The following is a 19990-nucleotide window of genomic DNA, read 5'->3' on the forward strand; positions in this document are numbered from 1 at the left end:
TGCGAATTGGGGTTGGAAAACCGGCCAATTCGTTGAATCTGTGCGCGAACCCGCGAAAGACACTGTTCCAGAGGCCATTGCATGACCGACCCCGTCCAATTGACAGCCGATCTGATCCGTTGCCCATCGGTCACACCTGCCGAGGGTGGCGCGCTGGTTCTGCTGGGGTCGGTGCTGGCGGATGCGGGGTTTGAATGCACGCGTGTCGACCGTGGTGGCGTCAGCAACCTGTTCGCACGGTGGGGCCAGAAAGGCCATCCGCGCAGTTTCGGGTTCAACGGCCATACGGATGTTGTGCCAGTCGGCGATGAGGCCGCGTGGACGATGCCGCCTTTCGGGGCCGAAATACGCGATGGTGTGATGTATGGGCGTGGGGCAACGGATATGAAATCCGGTGTTGCGGCATTTGCGGCTGCGGCGATTGATTTCGTGCGCGACACCCCTCCGGACGGAGCCATCATCCTGACCATAACCGGCGACGAGGAAGGCGACGCGCTGGATGGCACGACCGCCATGCTGGATTACATGGACGGCGCAGATGAACATATGTCAGTCTGCCTGGTGGGTGAGCCCACCTGCCCGAACAGGATGGGTGAAATGATGAAGATCGGCCGTCGGGGGTCGATGACTGCGTGGTTTACGATCACAGGTGTTCAGGGCCATTCAGCCTATCCGCATCGCGCCAAAAACCCTTTGCCAGCCATGGCGCGGCTGATGGATCGGTTGGCGGGGCACGAACTGGATCAGGGCACGGACCACTTCGATGCTTCGACATTGGCCGTGGTGACAATCGACACCGGGAATGCGGCCACCAACGTTATCCCGGCGCAGTGCAAGGGAACGGTGAATATTCGATTCAATGATCTGCATTCCGGGGCCAGCCTGAGTGACTGGCTGAAGTCGGAAGCGGATCAGGTGGCCGCTCAGTTCGGCGTTGAAATAGAGGTCGCAATCAAAATTTCCGGCGAAAGCTTTCTGACCCCGCCGGGGCCATTGTCGGATCTGGTGGCCGGGGCGGTGAAGGCAGAAACAGGCGCAACGCCCGAGCTTTCGACGACCGGCGGTACGTCGGATGCGCGTTTCATCAAGAACCACTGCCCGGTTGTCGAGTTCGGTCTGGTCGGGCGCACGATGCATCAGGTCGACGAGTGTGTCGATGTGGCCCAGATTGAGCAGCTCAAGTCTATCTATACCCGTATCCTGACTGACTATTTCGCCTGATCCATGCAGCGCACATTGGTGATCATGGTGAAGGAACCTCGTCCGGGCCGCGTCAAAACGCGGCTTGGTCGAGATATCGGTATGGTCGGCGCAGCGTGGTGGTTTCGGCACCAGACCCGGTCCTTGATCCGGAGGCTGCGCGATCCCCGCTGGCGTATCGTTTTGGCCGTTTCACCCGATCAGCAGGGTCTGAAAAGCCGCGTCTGGCCAGCTGACCTGCCACGCGCGGCGCAGGGGCGTGGGGACCTGGGGGATCGCATGGCGCGGATGCTGCGCGGTATGCCCAAAGGGCCGGTTTGCCTGATCGGCGCGGATATTCCGGGCATTTCGCGCCCCCATATTGCCCGTGCTTTCGATGCATTGGGGCGTTCTCAAATGGTGTTTGGGCCTGCCCCCGATGGTGGCTATTGGCTGGTCGGAGCGCAACGGTATGCGGCCTTGCCGGCAAGTCTGTTCCGCGACGTGCGCTGGTCGACGGAACACGCATTGGCTGACACGCTTGCTTCGATCCCCGGCTGTCGGGTGTCATTGCTTGATCTGTTGCGCGATGTGGATACGGTTGCCGATCTTGAACCCTGAGGTTTTTTGGTCATGACGCGGTCGCAAACGCATGCTAGGCCGGACGTATGACTCGCATTCCTACCAAGCAGGAGGTCCTCGACTGGATCTCGGCGAACCCCACCCTGACCTCGAAACGCGATATCGCCAAAGCCTTTGGCATCAAGGGCGCGGATCGGATTGATCTGAAACGTATCCTCAAGGAGCTTGAGGCCGAAGGCCATCTTGAGAAGCGCAAGCGCAGTTACCGCGACCCGGATCGCCTGCCGCCGGTCAGTGTGTTGCAGGTGAAAGCTCCGAACAAGGATGGAGACCTGTTTGCGCGGCCGCTGGAATGGCATGGCGAGGGGGTCGAGCCCATCGTTCTGATCATCGCCCGCGCCAGCGACCCGGCGCTGGGCGAGGGTGACCGCATTCTGGCCCGACTGACGGCCGTGCATGAGGAAGACCACAATTACGAAGCCCGCCTGATCCGTCGTATCGGGACGAACCCTCGTAAAATCGTGGGTATCTTCCGAAAAGGGGCTGAAGGCGGGCGGATCGTGCCGATCGACAAGGCCGGATCGACCGAATGGCTGGTGGCCGAAGGCGCCGCGCTGGGCGCCAGGGATGGCGAATTGGTCGAGGCCGAACAAGCCGGGCCGAAAAACCGCATGGGGCTGCCCCGCGTGCGCATCGTTGAACGGTTGGGCGACCCGACTGCGCCCAAGGCCGTTTCGTTGATCGCGATCCATCAGCACGGTATCCCGGATGATTTCCCCGACAAGGTGATTGCCGAGGCCGACAAGGCCAAGCCCGTTGGCCTGAAAGGCCGCGAGGACCTGCGGGATTTGCCGTTGTTGACAATCGATCCCTCGGACGCGCGCGATCATGACGACGCCTGCTATGCCCATGCTGATGACGACCCGAAAAACCCGGGCGGTCATGTGATCTGGGTCACGATTGCCGATGTCGCCGCCTATGTGCGCCCAGGCACCGCGCTGGACCGCGAGGCGCGCAAGCGTGGCAATTCCAGCTATTTCCCCGACCGTGTCGTGCCGATGTTGCCGGACCGTCTGTCGGGTGATCTCTGCTCGCTGCACGAAGGCGTGCCGCGCGCCTGTATCGCGGTGCGGATGCGCATCGATGCAAACGGCAACAAGATCGACCACCGCTTTGTGCGCGGTCTGATGCGCTCGGCCGCGTCCCTGAACTATGCCGAAGTGCAGGAGGCCATCGACGGCACCCCCAATGACCGCACCGGCCCGCTGCTGGACAGCGTTCTGAAGCCGCTCTATGCGGCCTATGGCGCGCTGAAGACGGCCCGCAACGAACGCCAGCCGCTGGAGCTGGACCTGCCGGAACGCAAGATCGTTCTGAACGACAAGGGCGAGGTCGAAAGCGTCGCGTTCCGCGAGCGGTTGGACGCGCACCGGCTGATCGAGGAATTCATGATCCTGGCCAACGTGTCCGCGGCCGAGACGCTGATCGCCAAGCGCAGCCCGTTGTTGTTCCGGGTGCACGAAGAACCCGCGCCCGAAAAACTGGAAAACCTGCGCGAAACGGCACAGGCCGCCGGGCTGAATCTGGCCAAGGGGCAGGTGCTCCAGACCCGTCACCTGAACGCGCTGCTGAATGCCGCCGCCGGCACCGAAGATGCCGAGCTGATCAATCTCAGCACCTTGCGGTCGATGGCGCAGGCCTATTACAGCCCGGAAAACTTCGGCCATTTCGGGCTGGCGCTGCGCAACTACGCGCATTTCACCTCGCCCATCCGGCGCTATGCCGACCTGATCGTGCACCGGGCGCTGATTTCGGCCCATGGCTGGGGCAAGGACGGGCTGACCGAGGACGAAATTGCCCGGCTTGAAGAAACGGCCACGCATATTTCGGATACAGAACGCCGCTCGATGATGGCCGAGCGCGATACGACCGACCGCTATCTGGCGGCCTATCTCAGCGAACGTGTGGGCAACGAATTCACCGGGCGGATCAGTGGCATTGCCCGGTTCGGGGCCTTCGTGAAGATGGACGAAACGGGCGCGGATGGCCTGGTGCCGGTGCGGTCTTTGGGGCGCGAGTTCTTCCATTTTGATCGAGAGGCCGGAACGCTGATGGGCTCGGAATCCGGGCTGATCATCGCCATCGGCCAGCGGGTCACGGTGCGGCTGACCGAGGCGACACCTGTGACCGGCGGGTTGGAACTGGAACTGCTGTCCATCGACGATCAGGCCCTGCCGCGCGGGCGCGGACCCGCCAAGCGGTCGACGCGACGCAAGGCAGCCAGCACCAAGCGCAAGAAGGACAAGATCAAGCGCAAGGTCGAACGCAAGCGCCGTCAAAGGTGATAGGTCAGCGCCCGGGCAATCAGCCAGCCATGGCGAGTTTCATCTATCTGGCCCGGGTCATCGAACAGAATGGCCCGGTTCCCGTCGATCCTGTCTTCGCCAGGGAAGGCCGTGGTGAAATCACCGATCAATCGGCTTTGGCAGTGTACGAACAGCGCGAAATCCGCGGATTTATGAGCCCCCAGCCGGATCGTTGATCCTTTGGGGGCTAGATAGGCGGGCTGGCCCCAGCGCAGCTCTTCCCGCAATGGATTGGCAGCGGGCAGAGTGTCTGCCGTTTCAAAGATCAGATCGCGAAGCGCCAAAACCCCCGCGCGTGCGTGCGGGGGCATGGCTTCAAAGGCCAAGGCGACCGAGGGGTCATCAAAAGGTTTCATGCAATCGGGATCGCCTGTTCCATCCGGTCCACGTAACTGTTCAACAGGTTATCCTGTTTGATCCTGCGGGTCAGTGGGGTATCGGCAGGTGTTGCGCGCATGGCGGCGAGCATCGGGCCGACGCTCATGTCTGCTGATGTCGGTTGATCCGCCAGAAGGAAGCGGGATTGCCACAGATAGGCCGAGATCGCCTCGAGATCGCGTTCGAGCCGGTCCATGCGCTCGGGCAACGAGAACCGTCCGATCCCTTGTGACGTGATCCCCTTCAGAACGGATTTTCGGATCGCATTGGACACCGGCTTACGGATCAGGGCCGGAATTCCGGTGAAAAAGGTTTCGCGAAGGATTGGCCAGACCTCATCATTGCCCCAGCGGTCCAGAACGATGTGGAAATACAGATGCTCTTCGGCCATGCGCACCAGCGCGCGGGATTGCGCTTTTCCCACGTCCGAAAGCCCCTGATCGAACGCGGCCCCCTTCTGTTCCAGCCAATCGCGGATCAGATCGCTGTCCGGTATCAACCGCTCTGGCGTGCGCAGGACGGGCAGCTTTTGATGCGGCATCTTGCGCGGGTCAAGCATGTCTGAACGCTGCCAGGCCAGGCCGGAGTGTTGAAGCATCATGGCTGTCTTGACGCAGAACGGGCTGGCGCTGAACAGCCCGAAGGCAGAAGGATAGGTGAGAAGGGTCAGCATCGTGCGGCTCCGTGTTTTTTCGACGTGCCAGATAAGTAAACCGACCTAATGACAGTTTTTGTCATTAGGTTTAGGCTAGGGTTCATCATGTCCCGCACCGCCCGATTGTTCCAACTGATGCAAGCCCTGCGTTCTGGCCCATCGCCCAGAACGTCTGAACAGTTGGCACTGGATCTGGGTGTTTCTGCCAGAACAATTCACAGGGATATTGACGCGCTGCGTGGTCTGGGGGCCGTTATCGACGGCGAAGCTGGGTTCGGTTTCACTCTGATCGAAGATGCCACGCTGCCGCCATTGGGTTTCACTGATGACGAGCTTGAGGCCCTTGTTCTTGGCCTTCGCGAAGTACAGGTGATTGGTGATCCTGCCTTGTCAGAGGCAGCCAGCGCCGCCCTGCGGAAATTGCAGGGGCGATTGCCACAGCGTCAGTCCCATCGGCTGAGCCACGCGGTTCTGGCGGCAACGCGGTTCAATCGCCCGCCCGCGCCGACCATCGACGTGGCCGTTTTGCGGCAGGCGACGTGGGACGAACGCGCGGTCGAGTTCTCGTACACGGACGCAAAAGGCGATGCCACAAAAAGACGGGTGAACCCGCTGAGCATCGTTTACATGGATCGATCAAATGTGTTGCTCGGCTGGTGCCACCTGAGACGGGATTTTCGCGTCTTCCGGTTGGATCGCATGCAGGACATGTCTGTGACAGATCAAAGCTTTAGACCGAACCGCGTGCCGATGCTGCGCGAGGTTTTGGCGCAAATCCGCGCAAAGCGCGACGCACAGGAGCGCGATGAGGATGCCTGAGACTTTGTGATTCACCGATTTTGCGCTACCCTGAGGTTGAGCAGTAATCAGGAAAAATCGGAATGCATAAATGCGTAGGCGGCGTCATGACCGTCGCATTGTGGGCATCCATGGTGCAGGCGGAAACATCAGAAAACACGAAATGGCCAGACAGTGCAGTGACCGGCGAAACGATCCGGCTGGCCTCGGCGGATGTGACGGTTTCGATCCGTCCGGTCCCGCGCCCGGCGGTTGAGGCATTGCGGGTGTCCGCGGCCGTGACCGCACGGTTTCAGGCCTGGCTCGGCGCGTTTCAGGAGCGCGCGCAGAAGCAGGGCATAACGGAAAGAACGTTGAACAGGGTGTTCTCGGACATGACCTTTGACGAGGACATCCTGAAAAAAGACCGCAATCAGGCGGAATTCTCGAAACCGATCTGGGAGTATCTGGATTCCGCAGTCTCGGACTCGCGCGTTTCCAACGGTCGTGCCGCCATGCGGCAACATCGGCAGGTGTTGAAGCAAATCGAGGCTGAATATGGCGTTGAAAAAGAAGTGGTCACGGCAATCTGGGGGCTGGAGACATCTTTCGGCTCTTATCGTGGCAGCAACCGGACGCTGAGTTCCCTGGCGACGCTGGCCTTTGATGCACGGCGGGCGCAATTCTTTGAAACGCAGTTGATCGCCGCCCTGAGGATCGTTCAGGCAGGGGATGTCAGCGCCAAAAACATGCTGGGCAGCTGGGCAGGTGCGATGGGGCACACGCAATTCATGCCGACCTCGTATCTGGATCACGCGGTTGATTTCGATGGCGATGGTCGGCGTGACATCTGGTCGGACGACCCAACGGATGCGCTGGCCTCGGCCGCGTCCTATCTGGCGCGGCACGGATGGAAAAAGGGGCAGCCCTGGGGCGTAGAGGTGCGCTTGCCCGAAGGGTTCGACTATGCCACCGCCAAACGGGACTACACCCTGCTGCCGTCAGATTGGGCGGCGCGTGGCGTGGTGGGGCGTGACGGCAAACCGATCCCGGATCACGGGCAAGCCGCAATCCTTTTGCCCGCCGGGGGGCAGGGCGTGGCGCTGATGATTTTCGACAATTTCAGCGTGATCGAGGCCTATAACGGGGCCGATGCCTATGTGATCGGTATCGGACATCTGTCCGACCGGCTTGCGGGTGGTGAACCGTTTCAGTCCGACTGGCCCCGAGATGAGCGGGCGCTGAGCTTCACCGAGAAAAAAGAGTTGCAGACCCGGCTGACCCAGGCCGGGTTTGATACGAAGGGTATAGATGGGCGCACCGGGCCGAACACCATCAATGCGGTCCGCGCTTACCAACTTGCGCGGGGCTTGGTGCCGGACGGCTATCCAACTGCGAAACTTTTGGAGCGGCTGCGGTGAACAAAAAGAGGCGACCCAAACGGGCCGCCCCTTGATCGAAGCTTTTTTTGATCTCAGGATGCGGCTTTCATCAGCCCCTGAGCGATGATTTCCGCCTGTGCTTCGTCCAGCGACTTGTGGATGCGCACGAACATTTCGTCGATATCCGCCGGGGTCAGGATCAGCGGCGGCGAGATGATCATACGGTCGCCCACATGGCGCATGATCAGGTTGTTGGCAAAACAGCGGTCGCGGCAGATATAGCCGACCGTGCCGGGCTCGGACGCGAACTTGGCCCGGCTGGCTTTGTCGGGTGTCAGAGCGATGGAGGCCATCATTCCGACGATCTTAGCCTCGCCCACCAGCGGGTGATCGGCCAGCGCCTCCCATTTCTGTTTCAGATAGGGGGCGGCAACGTCGCGCACGTGCTCGACGATCTTCTCTTCTTCCAAAATGCGCAGGTTCTCAAGCGCCACAGCAGCGGCGACGGGGTGGCCGGAATAGGTGTACCCGTGGTTGAATTCGGTGCCGCCAATGACTTCGGCAATCTCGTCATTCACGATGGACCCGCCGATCGGCGCATAGCCCGAGCTGAGCCCCTTGGCGATGGTCATGATATGCGGTTTGATGCCCACGGTTTGTGATCCGAACCAGTTGCCGGTACGGCCGAACCCACAGATCACTTCGTCGGCAATCAACAGGATATCGTATTTGTCGCAGATGCGCTGAATTTCCGGCCAGTAGGTATCGGGCGCCACGATCACGCCGCCTGCACCCTGAACCGGCTCGGCGATGAAGGCCGCGACGCGGTCTTCGCCCAGTTCCAGAATGGCCTCTTCCAGCTCGCGCGCGCGGGCCAGGCCGAATTCCTCGGGTGACATGTCGCCGCCTTCGGCCCACCAGTTGGGTTGGTTGATGTGGTGAATGTTCGGGATCGGAATGCCGCCCTGCGCGTGCATGCCTGCCATACCGCCCAGCGAAGCCGACCCGACGGAAGACCCGTGATACGCGTTTTTCCTGCTGATGATGATATTCTTGTCCGGCTGCCCCTTCTCGGCCCAATAGGTGCGTACAAGGCGGATGTTGGTATCGTTGGCCTCGGACCCACCAGCTGCGAAGAAGACATGGTTCAGATCACCCGGTGCCAGCTCGGCGATCTTGGCGGCCAGTGCGATTGCCGGCACATGGGTCGTCTTGAAGAAGGTGTTGTAGTAGGGCAGTTCGCGCATCTGACGCGCCGCGACATCGGCCAACTCATCACGGCCATAGCCGATATTGACGCACCAAAGACCTGCCATTGCGTCCAGAATTTCCTCACCTTCACTGTCGGTCAGGTAAACCCCGCTGGCGCGTGTAATCACGCGTGCCCCTTCCTGTCCCAGCGCGCCATTGGCCGAGAAAGGATGGATGTGATGCGCCGCATCCAGCGCCTGCAATTCGGCGGTCGGCATATGGTTGGTTATGGTGGACATCGGAGAATCTCCTACAAGAACGCAGTTGCGGTTCACAATATGATCAAATTCATCGCTGTCAATCGAATCGGGTTGAGTCAGGTGGAAGTCAGGGCCTCTGCGATCAATTCCATGCCTTGCTCAATGTCCTGTGCCGTTGCTTTTGCGGCTTTTTCGGCGTCTCGGTTGCGCAAAGCGGCAATGATATCCTTGTGCCGATCCGGCAGGCTTTGAGTCCCGAATCGACCACATACGACACGCAGCGACGGACCGAACCGCAACCAAAGCCTTTCGGCCAGATCGCTGAGAATCGGTGCGTTTGCGTGTGAGTACAAGGTTTCGTGGAACGCCTGGTTCAGACGCAGATATCCGCCTACATCCCCGTCAGCAATCATACGGTCCAGATGCATGTCGAGTCGCTCCAGATGATCTATATCTTCGGTTTGCAAATTCGACGTTGCGCGCCTTGAAAGCTCTGATTCTATTGCGGTTCTGGCAAAGATCATTTCCTGGATGTCGCCCGGGGACAGCAGCGGCACACTTACACGCCGATTGCCTTGGAACACCAATGCCCCGTCCGAGATCAACCGGCGGATGGCTTCGCGCACCGGTGTCATGCCAACACCCAGCGAATCAGTCAGGCCCTGGATCGTGACAGGCTGGCCGGGAACCAATTCGCCGAACAGGATTTGTGATCTGAGCGTTTGATAAACCTGCTCATGCGCGGGCTGCTTCCCTTTGTCGATTGTCGACGCAGATGCCTTATTTTTGATCAAATCCAATTGGTTCTTCCCATTTCGACTAACCCTGACTTGTCAGGTGACAGACCTCGTGAAACCATACGCCGGATCGAGGAAAAACGCAAAACTTGATCAAATCCAAAAAAACGGGAAAATAGCCGTACACTTGCAGGGAGAAGAATATGACAATCAAAACGCTGACCATGACAGCGGTCATCGCATTGGGGACTTCGGCGGCCTTCGCCGAAGAGGTGCGTGTTTACAACTGGTCCGACTACATCGACGAAGAATTGCTGAGCAAATTCGAGGAAGAAACCGGCCTGACACTGATTTACGATGTGTTCGACAGCAATGAGGTTCTGGAAACCAAGATGCTGGCCGGTGGTTCGGGATACGATGTGGTGGTGCCGTCGGGCACATTCCTGCAACGCCAGATTCAGGCGGGCGCATTTCAGGAACTTGACATGACCAAGTTGCCGAATGCGGTAAATCTGTGGGACGTGATTCAGGAGCGTACCGCAGGGTATGATCCGAACAATGCCTACTCGATCAACTACATGTGGGGAACGACGGGCATCGGTGTGAACGTCGACAAGGTCAGGGAAGTCTTGGGTGACGACGTGGCCTTGAACAGCATGGATTTGGTTCTGAAGCCGGAGAATATGGAAAAGCTGGCCTCGTGTGGCGTTCATTTCCTTGATGCGCCAGCCGAAATGATACCGATGACCTTGCAGTACATCGGTGAAGACCCCGACAGCCACGACCCGGAAGTGATCAAGAAGGTCGAAGACGTTCTGACAAGCGTTCGCCCCTACATCCAGAAGTTTCACAGTTCGGAATACATCAACGCGCTGGCCAATGGCGATATTTGCGTAGCCGTGGGTTGGTCCGGTGATATTCTGCAAGCGCGGGACCGCGCGGTCGAAGCCGACAACGGTGTGAACATCGAATACCACCCGTTCGCAGAAGGGTCATTGATGTGGTTCGACCAGATGGCGATTCCTGCCGACGCGCCGAATCCGGATGGTGCGCACAAGTTCCTGAATTTCATTCTGGATGCCAACAACATGGCTGCTGCGTCCAACTATGTGTACTACGCCAACGGCAACAAGGCGTCTCAGGAGTTTCTTGAGGAAGACGTGATCGGCGATCCGGCAATTTATCCGGATGAAGCCACGATGCAGAACCTGTACATCACGACTCCGTACCCCGCGAAAACACAGCGGGTCGTGACCCGTCTTTGGACCAAGATCAAGTCAGGCACCTGATCCGGTCAAAAGCGCGGGGCGGTCTGGCGATCGCCCCGCCGCACTATTGTCCTAACTGACCATGCGGGGGCTGCTTTGAGTTCTGACGTTTTTGCGCCGTGGAATGACCCACAGGCGAAACCCTTGATCCAGTTCCAGAACGTGACCAAGCGCTTTGGCGAATTCACCGCGATCGACAACTTGTCGCTGGATATCTTCGAACGCGAGTTTTTTGCCCTGCTCGGCCCTTCTGGGTGCGGCAAGACAACGATGATGCGTATGCTGGCCGGGTTCGAGACTCCGACCGAAGGCCATATCCTGCTGGGCGGGCAGGATATCGACCCCATCCCGCCGAACAAGCGGGCCGTGAACATGATGTTCCAGTCCTATGCCCTGTTCCCGCATCTGAGTGTCTGGGAAAACATCGCTTTCGGTCTGCGACGGGACAACATGCCCAAGCACGATCTGGAAGACCGGGTGGAAGAAATGCTGCGCCTGACCCGGCTGGAACAGTTTGCCCGTCGCAAACCCCATCAGATCTCGGGCGGTCAGAGGCAGCGCGTCGCGCTGGCGCGCTCGTTGGCCAAAGCGCCCAAGCTTCTGCTGCTGGATGAACCGTTGGGTGCGCTGGACAAAAAACTGCGACAAGATACCCAGTTCGAGCTGATGGATATTCAGGAGAAGACGGGCACCACCTTTGTCATCGTCACCCACGATCAGGAAGAGGCGATGACAGTCGCCACCCGCGTCGCGGTGATGGATCAGGGCCAGTTAAAGCAAGTGGCCACCCCGGATCGGATCTATGAAAACCCTGAATCTGTTTATGTCGCTGACTTCATCGGAGATGTGAACATCATCGAAGGTCGCGCGACACGATCCGGAGAGGACGCCTACCAGATCGTATGGGCCGAAGGTCAGGCCCCGTTTTCGGCGTCTTCGCCTGCTGTTTTCTCAGACGGTCAGTCCTGCCATCTGGCGATCCGCCCCGAGAAAGTGACAATCTCTGCCGAACGACCCGTCGATGCGGTCAACGCCGTGCAGGGCAAGGTTCACGACATTGCCTATCTGGGCAATCTGTCCACCTATCACGTTGAATTGGCAAACGGCACGATCATCAAGGCGCAGACGGCCAACACCCGCCGCATCTCGCGCCGTTCGTTCACCTGGGAAGACCCGGTCTGGCTGTCCTGGACAGCCACGGCTGCGGTTCTGCTGGCCAACTGATGCGCCGCGCCGTTCTGATCGCCATTCCTTACGTCTGGCTGTTGGCCCTGTTTCTGGTGCCGTTCTTCATCGTTCTGAAGATTTCGCTGTCGGATACCGCACTTGCCATCCCGCCTTATACGCCAACTTTGGACCTGTCAGCCGGTTGGACGGGGATAAAGGAGTTTTTCAGCCAGCTTGATCTTGAGAATTATGTCTGGCTGACCGAGGACGATCTGTATTGGAAAGCCTACCTGTCCAGCGTCAAGATCGCTTTTATTTCGACCTTCCTGACCCTGCTGGTGGGCTACCCTATTGCCTATGGTATGGCCCGGGCACCTCAGGAATGGCGACCGACACTGATGATGCTGGTCATCCTGCCCTTCTGGACCTCGTTCCTGATCCGGGTTTACGCGTGGATGGGCATTCTGTCGAACGAAGGGTACCTCAACCAGATCTTGCTGTGGACCGGTATCATCTCGACCCCGCTGACGATCCTGAACACGTCAACTGCCGTCTATATCGGCATCGTTTACACTTATCTGCCCTTCATGATCCTGCCGATCTATTCGGCGTTGGAGCGTATGGACGGATCGCTGATCGAGGCGGCCGAGGATCTGGGATGCTCTCGTTTGCAGGCCTTCTGGCTGGTGACCATCCCGCTGTCCAAGCCAGGCATCATTGCAGGGTGTTTCCTGGTGATGATCCCCGTGATCGGTGAATTCGTGATCCCATCCCTTCTGGGTGGTTCCGGTACGCTGATGATCGGCAAGGTTCTGTGGGAAGAGTTCTTTTCGAACCGTGACTGGCCGGTGGCAAGTGCGGTGGCCATCGTGCTGCTGCTGATCCTCATCATTCCCATCGTGCTGTTCCAGCGCAACCAGCAGAAACAGGCGGAGGCCGAAGGATGAACAGATTGAGCTGGTTCAACACGGTTTCGCTGACGCTGGGCTTTGCGTTTCTGTACATCCCGATGATCATCCTGATCATCTTCAGCTTCAACGAAAGCAAGCTGGTCACGGTCTGGGCCGGGTTTTCGACGAAATGGTACGGAGAGCTGCTTCGGAACGAAGCGTTCCTGGATGCCGCCTGGGTCACGATCCGGGTCGCGGTCTTTTCGTCGACGCTGGCGACAATTCTGGGAACGGCCGCCGCTTATGTACTGGTCCGCAGCGGACGCTTTTTTGGCCGGACACTGTTTTCCGGCATGATCTATGCGCCGCTGGTGATGCCCGAAGTGATCACCGGCCTGTCGCTGCTGCTGTTGTTTATCGGCATCGGCCTGGATCGGGGTATTCTGACCATCGTTCTGGCACACACGACTTTCTCGATGTGTTTCGTTTCGGTTGTCGTATCCTCGCGCCTCATAACTTTTGATCGCTCGCTGGAAGAGGCTGCGCTGGACCTTGGATGCTCGCCCGCACAAGCCTTCCGTCTTGTCACCCTTCCGATCATCGCACCTGCGGTAATCTCGGGTTGGTTGCTGGCCTTTACCCTGTCACTTGATGATCTGGTGATTGCATCGTTCACTTCGGGGCCGTCGGCAACGACATTGCCGATCAAGATATTCTCGGCCGTGCGTCTTGGCGTCAGCCCGGAAATCAACGCGTTGTCGACGATCATGATCGCTGTGGTGACGGTCGGGGTAATCACGGCCTCGCTTGTGACCAAACGCGCGATGGTACGGCAGCAGCAGGACGAAATGGCTGCCGCGCGCACCGAATGAAGCGGATTTTTCCAGACTACGCCTATGGCAGCGACCCTCGCGACGGCTGTTGGTGGGACGAAACCGTAGCCAGCCCGGATTGGCCAGAGGTTCAAGGCGGCATGCATGTGGATGTGGCCATCATTGGTGGCGGATTTACAGGCGTTTCGGCTGCCCTGCATTTGGCTGAAAATGCTTCTGTTGCGGTGTTCGAAGCCGGCGCACCGGGGTGGGGAGCCTCGGGCCGCAATGGCGGGTTTTGCTGTCTTGGCGGCTCAAAACTTGGCTACGAATCCATGCAGCGCCGGTTTGGCCGCGATGCTGCTTTGGACTATGCGAAGGCGGAACAGGAAGCGGTTCAACTGGTCGCTGATCTGTTGGTACAGCATCAGATCGATGCGGATACCCACTCCAACGGGGAAACCCAGCTGGCGCATTCCAGGCGGGCGATGGACATGCTGCGCCGCAATGCAGACGAGGCGGGAACCCTGCACGAAGCCAGAGACCTGCCTGCGAAGGGCATGGGTGGCGCGTTTCATGGTGCCTACACTTCGCCGGTCGGTTTCGGGTTGAATCCTCGCAAATATCTGTTCGGGATTGCCCGAGCCGCCGAAGCAATGGGCGCGCATCTGTTCCGGAATTCCCCGGTTCTGAGCGTTGAAAAAACGGCGTCCGGCTTTGTGCTGCAAACGCAGAGCGGGCCAGTCAAAGCGCAGGCGGTTTTGGTTTGTACCAACGGATATTCCAGCGAGGATATCCCGGCCTGGATGTCCGGACGATACATGCCTGCACAGTCGACTGTCATGGTAACGCGACCCCTTGGCAGATCCGAGCAGATGGCACAAGGATGGACTACGGATCAGATGTGTTACGATACGCGCAATCTGTTGCACTATTTCCGCCTGATGCCAGACGGGCGCTTTCTGTTCGGGATGAGAGGCGGCCTGCGGTCATCGGCCGGGGCTGAAGCGGCCATTCGGCGAAAGGTCCAGCAGGATTTCAAACATATGTTTCCTGCCTGGTCGACGGTCGAGGTCACTCATATCTGGTCCGGTTTGGTGTGCCTGTCACGGGCCCTGACACCTTTTGTCGGCCCCGTTCCGGATCAACCGGGAATGTTTGCCGGGTTTGCATATCACGGCAATGGCGTCGCCATGGGCACGTATTGCGGTCGAGCACTGGCACGCTTGGTTCTGGGGCAGGACGCCAGGCTGCCGGCGGTGATGACACAAACACCGGGTCGGTTTCCTTTGGGTCGCTGGCGCCGCGTGCTCATGCCGCCAGCCTATGCCATGCTGGCGCTGGCCGACCTGCGATGAGGCGCGGCGTTACAGAATTACGGTTTCCAAGTTCAACCCTGTCACGTAGTCGGGCGCACCATTTTCAGCGCGCCAGAGGCAATACGCCGCCATGCGCCACGCATACCATGGCCTGAGCTGTAGATAGCGCGCGACGATTTCGGGTCTGCCGTAGGCCGAAAGAAACTGGTCTTCCTCTTTCTTCGACAGTGGTGAACCTCGGTAAAGCTGCTGCATTGCAGGCGACAAAAAAAGCGCAAGGTCTTCGCAGGGATCGCCCAGGGCCGGGCATTGCCAGTCGATCAAGGTCAGACCGCCGGTCGCCACCAGGATATTGCCTGCCACGGGGTCGCCATGGATCAGGCACGTCCGTTCCGTAGGTGCGACCGGATTCGTAGGTTGCAAATCGGCGAGTTTGTCGCGCCCGTGTGACGTACAGCCTTGCAGAATTCTGTTTCCATGAGCTCGCAAGTCTGCGCTGCCGTTGCAACCGACTGGCGCCTGGACGGCAATGGGCAGGGTATGAAGCTTGCGCAGCAAGGCGCCAACCTGGGCTGAATCCTGCCGCCAGGGTGCTCCGGGGGCGTGGTCGTAGAACACCCAGCGGGCTTCATTGTATTGCCCTGTGGCCCGCAGCCTTGGCACGAAACCCGTGGCGCCAAGCGCTTTCAGGCATTGAGCCTCCAACTCTGCATCATTGCGAAACAAAGGATTGCGCAATGCTGTGCTGTAGAGTTTCAGGACCTTGTCGTTGTCGCGGCCCTTGACCTTCCATACCCTGTTGGTGCGCCCGCCATACAAGGTTTCGAACCGAGGATGCGCGTTGACCAATCCTTGCGCGTAGAGATGGTCAACCAGATCTCGAGGGGGGGCAGGCAGGTCGGGCAGAGGTTCCATCACTTCTTATGGCGAGTCGATTTGCCAAGCTTTGGCCCGTCCCGCCCGACAGATCAAGCACCAGTTCGGACTGCGGTGACCTGAGTTGCGGGAATCACCTGACCGCCCTGCAATGTCAGCAAAACAGTATCGTCGCCAACCTGTGCTTCGACGACGCGACCGTAGGCGGCGACAGGTTTCTCGGAGAGCAACTCATCGCCTTTGTAGCTTTCCAGGGTTGCAGTGTAGTTGCCTGATGCCAATGGATTTCCAGAAGAACCAACGCCCGCCCAAACAAACTCTTCAGTTGTCGTGGGTACAGTGACTTTATCGATCACCGTACCGTCACTGTCGCGGACCACCAATTTGGTTGCGTCCGCATCAGGGTCGGCCTGAGCAAACAGTGTTACGGGCTGGCCGTCAAAGTGAAAGGCTGATGTCGAACGGACGTCCATGCCCACCCAACTTGCAAGCTCGTTCAGTTTCGTACCGCCCAATGCGTTGGCCAGGGTGGACAAGAGGTCATTGGTCTGGACTTGTTGCTCGACCATCGAGAACTGCGCCAACTGAGACGCATACTCGGTCGAATCCATCGGCTCCAACGGATCCTGATTCTTTGCCTGCGCCGTTAGCATCAGCAAGAACGTCTCAAAGTCCGACGTAATCGCGGACTTTTGTGATGCCCCGGCCTTTTGTTGATCCGCAACGGGCTGCGTGGTGTTGACAGGCGTAATCATTGGTCAAAACCTCATGTCGATGCCCCGGCCCGAGGCCAGATTCTGTGGATGGGAAGTTGTGTGATCGATCCGTTCCTGCGGCGCAGCTTCTGAATGTGAGGGGGATTGGGTGTCAGCGTCATTTGCGTCCTTTTGATCTGCGCCAGAACCCCAGGAGGTTCCCAGATCAAAGCTCAGATCCCCATACCCTAGTTTCTGGAACTCTTCTGTCAGAACGGACAAATGGCGTCGCATTAACTCAAGGGTTTCCGGGCGCTCGGTCGCAATGGTGATTTGCAGGCCGTCCTCCCGGCCGTTCAAAACAATCGACACACGCCCAAGCTCTTCCGGATTCAACGCTATTTCGGTTGCTCCTGATCCGGTGCGTGTCTGGACCGCTGCCGACAGCTGACCAGCGATCGCCCGGGCGATTTCTGCTCGGGCGGCAGTAGACGGAGCCGTGAGTTGAGGCGCGGAGTCGCGCGAGGTCAGCGGCAGAGGTTCCTCTCTGGTGGCAGGCAGGGCCTCAACCTCGACAACGGGTGGAACCGGTTCGGCTTCAACGGCAGTTGCCATCAGCTGAAGCTGCGCCACCGAGGGCGCCCGGTCAGGCGCTGACGGTTTTGGCGTCAGAATGTTCACTTCAGGCAACGGTTTCTTTTCAGGGCCCAGCGGGAGTGGGACGGCCCCCGTTAGTTCGACCGTGCCTTTGGGCTTTGCAAGCTGATCAGACATCTGGCCGATTTCGGTCATGGCTGTCACTTGCACAGGTTGGGGCGCCGGACCCTGCGCCTTCTGCGAGAGCGACGGAACCGGGGAAGGCGTGCCGCCTTGTGTGGGCAAACCTATGGATGCCAATACCTGTGGTTGATCCGGTATTTCGGAGGGGGTTTGATTTGCCTCCGCAACCTGAACCGGCATCATCGTTACCTCGTCCAAGCCGGGGGTTTCGAAGAATGCAGAAGGGGTTTGCTGTTCGCCGGTGCGTTCTGAAATCTGGGTGGGTTGGGCCGTTGCAGATGCCTCGGCCGTTGTCTCCGGCACAGGCTCGGGCTCTGCTTCGACATTTTTCAGCTCGGCACTGATGGCAGCGTTTTCGCCTTCAGGGTGGCCGGTGGCACCAACCTCTTGCCCGAGGACATCCTGAAAGCTCTCCGATCCGGTGTTTTGGCCCGGAGCCTTACGAGATGTGACGGCTTTCTCGGGTGTGGTCGGCGTTGAGTTCGCCAGCGTTAGGGGGTTGGGCATTTTGCTCCGGCTCCGTGTGATTGGTCGGAACACTGCCTGTAGGAAGTTACGTTTATTTTAACCGCTTTCACCTTTGATCGAGAAAGTTCGAAGCAAATTCGGAGAATGCCATGAAGGTTTCCACCCTTCCTCACGTATCTCAATCACAGTCACCCCAGACCCGGCTGAAAAACGCCGCCATAGAGCTGGAGGCGGCGTTTCTGGCGGAAATGCTGAAATCTGCCGGGTTGGGAAAAACCCGCCAGTCCTTTGGCGGTGGCGCCGGTGAGGATCAGTTTTCTTCGATGCTTGTTCAACATCAGGCGCAGCAACTGGCCCGGTCCGGTGGCGTGGGCCTTTCCGAAATTCTGTTCAAGTCACTGATGGAGAAAACCGATGACGTCTAAAGTCGATAATGCGTTGATCAAGTCTTTGGAAGAAGTCCTGGATTTGGAACGTGCCGCACTTGTGCAGGGGGATCTGGACCGTTTGTCCAGCATGGTGCCTGAAAAAGAAAAGCTGATCGGGGCAATCAATGATCTTCAGGTGCTGGAAAGCGAGGCACTGATTCGCGTTCAACAGAAAGCCGAGCGCAATCAGGCGCTGCTGAACAGCGCGGCTGAGGGCATCCGGGCAGTCGCCAGCCGAATGGCTGAATTGCGGCGCGTTCGGCAGGAATTCAGCACCTATGGTGCGGACGGACAGCGAAGTGAATTTGCGGTGCGCAGCGTGGCAAAGCTGGAAAAGCGGGCATAGGCAGAAGTTTGATTCAAATCCGAAATTTCTGGGTTACGCGTTTTAGCACTCCGTTAGGGGATCGGGTTCAAAAGTGGTGTTGCACCTGAGATCAACAGGTGGCGCGAACGGCCACGCGGCGCGTCGCACAGGTCAGAAAGACACCAATGCCCGCAAATAGTGCGGGGTGAACATGGGCAAAACGGCCCGAACGGAAAAGGATGAAAGCTATGTCCAGCATTCTGACAAACAACGGCGCGATGGTTGCGCTGCAAACGCTCAAGTCGGTTAACAAGAACCTGGCCTCCACCCAGAACGCGATCTCGACCGGCAAGGATGTCGCAACGGCCAAGGACAACTCGGCAGTATGGGCGATTTCCAAAGTGATGGAGTCGGACGTCAAAGGTTTCAACGCCATCAAGGACAGTCTCGCGCTTGGTGAATCGACCGTCGCCGTCGCACGGAATGCTGCGGAAACCGTCACTGATCTGCTGACCCAGATGAAAGGCAAGATCGTCGCCGCGCAGGAAGACAACGTTGACCGCGGCAAAATCAATGATGATGTGACTGCGCTGAAAGGTCAGATCGCGTCCGTTGTCAGTGCGGCGCAGTTCAATGGTTTGAACCTGGTTGACGGCTCTGCCGGTTCCGCTTCGATCCTTGCGTCGCTGGACCGCGACAGTACCGGCGCCGTGACCTCGTCGTCGATCACCGTTGCAGGGCAGAACCTGTCAACCGGCGGTTATGTCACCAAGCAGGTTTTTGACGGTTCGACCGGCGCATCGACAGGCAACGATCGCGTTGGCGCAACCATCGACAACGGCGCGACTGCCGCAACCGCGCTGGTCACCGACGAATCCAGCGGTGTGTTTGCCGCCGGTGACAAGGTTGTCGTCGCGATCAACGATCAGGTCGTGTCCTATACCGTGTCTGCCGAAGACGCCGCCGCGACAACGACCGGTGATCTGGTTGCCGTTGGATTGAAATCGAAGATTGAAGAGCTTGGGATTACCGGTCTGACCGTGGATTATGACTCGGGCACAGCCGGAACCCTGTCCATCACCAACGGTACGGGCTCTGACATTTCGTTCTCGGCTCAGTTCGTGAATGCCGGTGCAGGTGGTCTGGGCGCGCTGGCCGGTATTGATGTCTCGACCGGTGCGGGTGCGACCGCAGCCCTGGCCGCCGTTGAATCGCTGATCGATACTTCGATCGATGCATCAGCTGCTTTCGGTTCCTCTCAAAGCCGGATCGAAACTCAGAAAGAGTTCATCTCGAACCTGTCCGACTCGTTCAAGTCAGGTATCGGGTCGCTGGTCGACGCGGACATGGAAGAGACTTCGGCGCGGCTACAGGCGCTTCAGGTTCAGCAACAGTTGGCGACACAGTCGCTTTCGATCGCCAATCAGGCACCGCAGTCGATTCTGTCGCTGTTCCGTTAATTTGCATAATCGG

At 58.9% G+C, this 19990-nt stretch carries 21 protein-coding genes; 13 read left to right on the top strand and 8 right to left on the bottom strand.

All coding sequences use genetic code 11. The annotated features are described in order from the left end of the window. The first annotated feature begins 81 nt into the window (after window positions 1-81). From dapE to rnr, 3 genes are read left to right on the top strand one after another with little or no spacing between them, the layout of a single operon-like run. Window positions 82-1221, top strand: coding sequence for a succinyl-diaminopimelate desuccinylase (gene dapE / locus ACR0DJ_RS18020; RefSeq protein ID WP_480685910.1), 1140 nt, complete (start codon window positions 82-84; stop codon window positions 1219-1221). Between the two features lie 3 nt (window positions 1222-1224). Continuing rightward, window positions 1225-1800 (top strand): TIGR04282 family arsenosugar biosynthesis glycosyltransferase, encoded by a 576-nt coding sequence (locus ACR0DJ_RS18025; RefSeq protein WP_257599453.1) that lies wholly within the window; start codon window positions 1225-1227, stop codon window positions 1798-1800. Between the two features lie 47 nt (window positions 1801-1847). Continuing rightward, window positions 1848-4106: a ribonuclease R gene (gene rnr, locus ACR0DJ_RS18030; RefSeq protein ID WP_480685911.1), complete on the top strand. Its 2259-nt coding sequence runs from the start codon at window positions 1848-1850 to the stop codon at window positions 4104-4106. Here rnr and ACR0DJ_RS18035 read toward each other — a convergent pair. Next, complete coding sequence (locus tag ACR0DJ_RS18035) at window positions 4097-4483, bottom strand: DUF1801 domain-containing protein (protein ID WP_170345549.1); 387 nt, start codon at window positions 4481-4483, stop codon at window positions 4097-4099. The genes rnr and ACR0DJ_RS18035 overlap by 10 nt on opposite strands. Beyond that, complete coding sequence (locus ACR0DJ_RS18040; protein ID WP_480685912.1) at window positions 4480-5178, bottom strand: glutathione S-transferase family protein; 699 nt, start codon at window positions 5176-5178, stop codon at window positions 4480-4482. Before ACR0DJ_RS18040 ends, ACR0DJ_RS18035 begins: the two co-directional genes overlap by 4 nt. 87 nt (window positions 5179-5265) lie before the next feature. Here ACR0DJ_RS18040 and ACR0DJ_RS18045 point away from each other — a divergent pair, with 87 nt between their 5' ends. Further along, window positions 5266-5979 (top strand): helix-turn-helix transcriptional regulator, encoded by a 714-nt coding sequence (locus ACR0DJ_RS18045; protein ID WP_480685913.1) that lies wholly within the window; start codon window positions 5266-5268, stop codon window positions 5977-5979. Window positions 5980-6041: 62 nt separating this feature from the next. Continuing rightward, window positions 6042-7358, top strand: coding sequence for a lytic murein transglycosylase (locus ACR0DJ_RS18050; protein ID WP_480685914.1), 1317 nt, complete (start codon window positions 6042-6044; stop codon window positions 7356-7358). A 53-nt stretch (window positions 7359-7411) separates the two neighbouring features. On the opposite strand, the gene ACR0DJ_RS18055 is transcribed toward ACR0DJ_RS18050, so the two are convergent. Continuing rightward, the gene (locus ACR0DJ_RS18055) at window positions 7412-8809 is read right to left on the bottom strand and encodes an aspartate aminotransferase family protein (protein ID WP_480685915.1); all 1398 of its coding nucleotides are present in this window, start codon (window positions 8807-8809) and stop codon (window positions 7412-7414) included. 77 nt (window positions 8810-8886) lie between these two features. After that, window positions 8887-9570: a GntR family transcriptional regulator gene (locus ACR0DJ_RS18060; protein ID WP_480685916.1), complete on the bottom strand. Its 684-nt coding sequence runs from the start codon at window positions 9568-9570 to the stop codon at window positions 8887-8889. Between the two features lie 140 nt (window positions 9571-9710). On the opposite strand from ACR0DJ_RS18060, the gene ACR0DJ_RS18065 reads away from it, so the two are divergent. The 5 genes from ACR0DJ_RS18065 (at window position 9711) to ACR0DJ_RS18085 (ending at window position 15002) form a co-directional block, all read left to right on the top strand. After that, window positions 9711-10796 carry a polyamine ABC transporter substrate-binding protein gene (locus ACR0DJ_RS18065; protein WP_480685917.1) on the top strand — a complete coding sequence of 362 codons (1086 nt, stop codon included), beginning with the start codon at window positions 9711-9713 and terminating at the stop codon, window positions 10794-10796. 75 nt (window positions 10797-10871) lie between these two features. Beyond that, entirely contained in the window at window positions 10872-11999 is a 1128-nt protein-coding gene (locus ACR0DJ_RS18070) for an ABC transporter ATP-binding protein (protein ID WP_170345555.1), read from the top strand. Beyond that, entirely contained in the window at window positions 11999-12889 is an 891-nt protein-coding gene (locus tag ACR0DJ_RS18075) for an ABC transporter permease subunit (protein WP_480685918.1), read from the top strand. The genes ACR0DJ_RS18070 and ACR0DJ_RS18075 overlap by 1 nt, the downstream gene beginning before the upstream one ends. After that, window positions 12886-13704, top strand: coding sequence for an ABC transporter permease (locus ACR0DJ_RS18080; RefSeq protein WP_257599447.1), 819 nt, complete (start codon window positions 12886-12888; stop codon window positions 13702-13704). The genes ACR0DJ_RS18075 and ACR0DJ_RS18080 overlap by 4 nt, the downstream gene beginning before the upstream one ends. Next, window positions 13701-15002 (top strand): NAD(P)/FAD-dependent oxidoreductase, encoded by a 1302-nt coding sequence (locus ACR0DJ_RS18085; RefSeq protein WP_480685919.1) that lies wholly within the window; start codon window positions 13701-13703, stop codon window positions 15000-15002. The genes ACR0DJ_RS18080 and ACR0DJ_RS18085 overlap by 4 nt, the downstream gene beginning before the upstream one ends. A gap of 9 nt (window positions 15003-15011) precedes the next feature. Here ACR0DJ_RS18085 and ACR0DJ_RS18090 read toward each other — a convergent pair whose 3' ends face one another. From ACR0DJ_RS18090 to fliK, 3 genes are read right to left on the bottom strand one after another with little or no spacing between them, the layout of a single operon-like run. Next, on the bottom strand, window positions 15012-15878 hold the full coding sequence (locus ACR0DJ_RS18090) for a phosphotransferase (protein WP_480685920.1): 867 nt from the start codon (window positions 15876-15878) through the stop codon (window positions 15012-15014). 53 nt (window positions 15879-15931) lie between these two features. Then, window positions 15932-16594 (bottom strand): flagellar hook capping FlgD N-terminal domain-containing protein, encoded by a 663-nt coding sequence (locus tag ACR0DJ_RS18095; protein WP_425080123.1) that lies wholly within the window; start codon window positions 16592-16594, stop codon window positions 15932-15934. Between the two features lie 3 nt (window positions 16595-16597). Continuing rightward, complete coding sequence (fliK, locus tag ACR0DJ_RS18100) at window positions 16598-17821, bottom strand: flagellar hook-length control protein FliK (RefSeq protein WP_425080122.1); 1224 nt, start codon at window positions 17819-17821, stop codon at window positions 16598-16600. A 110-nt stretch (window positions 17822-17931) separates the two neighbouring features. Here fliK and ACR0DJ_RS18105 point away from each other — a divergent pair, with 110 nt between their 5' ends. Together ACR0DJ_RS18105 and ACR0DJ_RS18110 are read left to right on the top strand one after the other, a co-directional pair. Further along, the gene (locus ACR0DJ_RS18105; RefSeq protein ID WP_171230574.1) at window positions 17932-18207 is read left to right on the top strand and encodes a rod-binding protein; all 276 of its coding nucleotides are present in this window, start codon (window positions 17932-17934) and stop codon (window positions 18205-18207) included. Next, window positions 18197-18556 (top strand): flagellar biosynthesis protein FlgN, encoded by a 360-nt coding sequence (locus ACR0DJ_RS18110; RefSeq protein WP_170345563.1) that lies wholly within the window; start codon window positions 18197-18199, stop codon window positions 18554-18556. The genes ACR0DJ_RS18105 and ACR0DJ_RS18110 overlap by 11 nt, the downstream gene beginning before the upstream one ends. Before the next feature lie 91 nt (window positions 18557-18647). On the opposite strand, the gene ACR0DJ_RS18115 is transcribed toward ACR0DJ_RS18110, so the two are convergent. Further along, window positions 18648-18776, bottom strand: coding sequence for a hypothetical protein (locus ACR0DJ_RS18115; protein WP_480686307.1), 129 nt, complete (start codon window positions 18774-18776; stop codon window positions 18648-18650). On the opposite strand from ACR0DJ_RS18115, the gene ACR0DJ_RS18120 reads away from it, so the two are divergent. After that, window positions 18766-19977 (top strand): flagellin, encoded by a 1212-nt coding sequence (locus tag ACR0DJ_RS18120; protein WP_170345564.1) that lies wholly within the window; start codon window positions 18766-18768, stop codon window positions 19975-19977. The genes ACR0DJ_RS18115 and ACR0DJ_RS18120 overlap by 11 nt on opposite strands. Window positions 19978-19990: the final 13 nt, after the last annotated feature.

The organism is Ruegeria sp. BF10 (genome assembly GCF_056538725.1).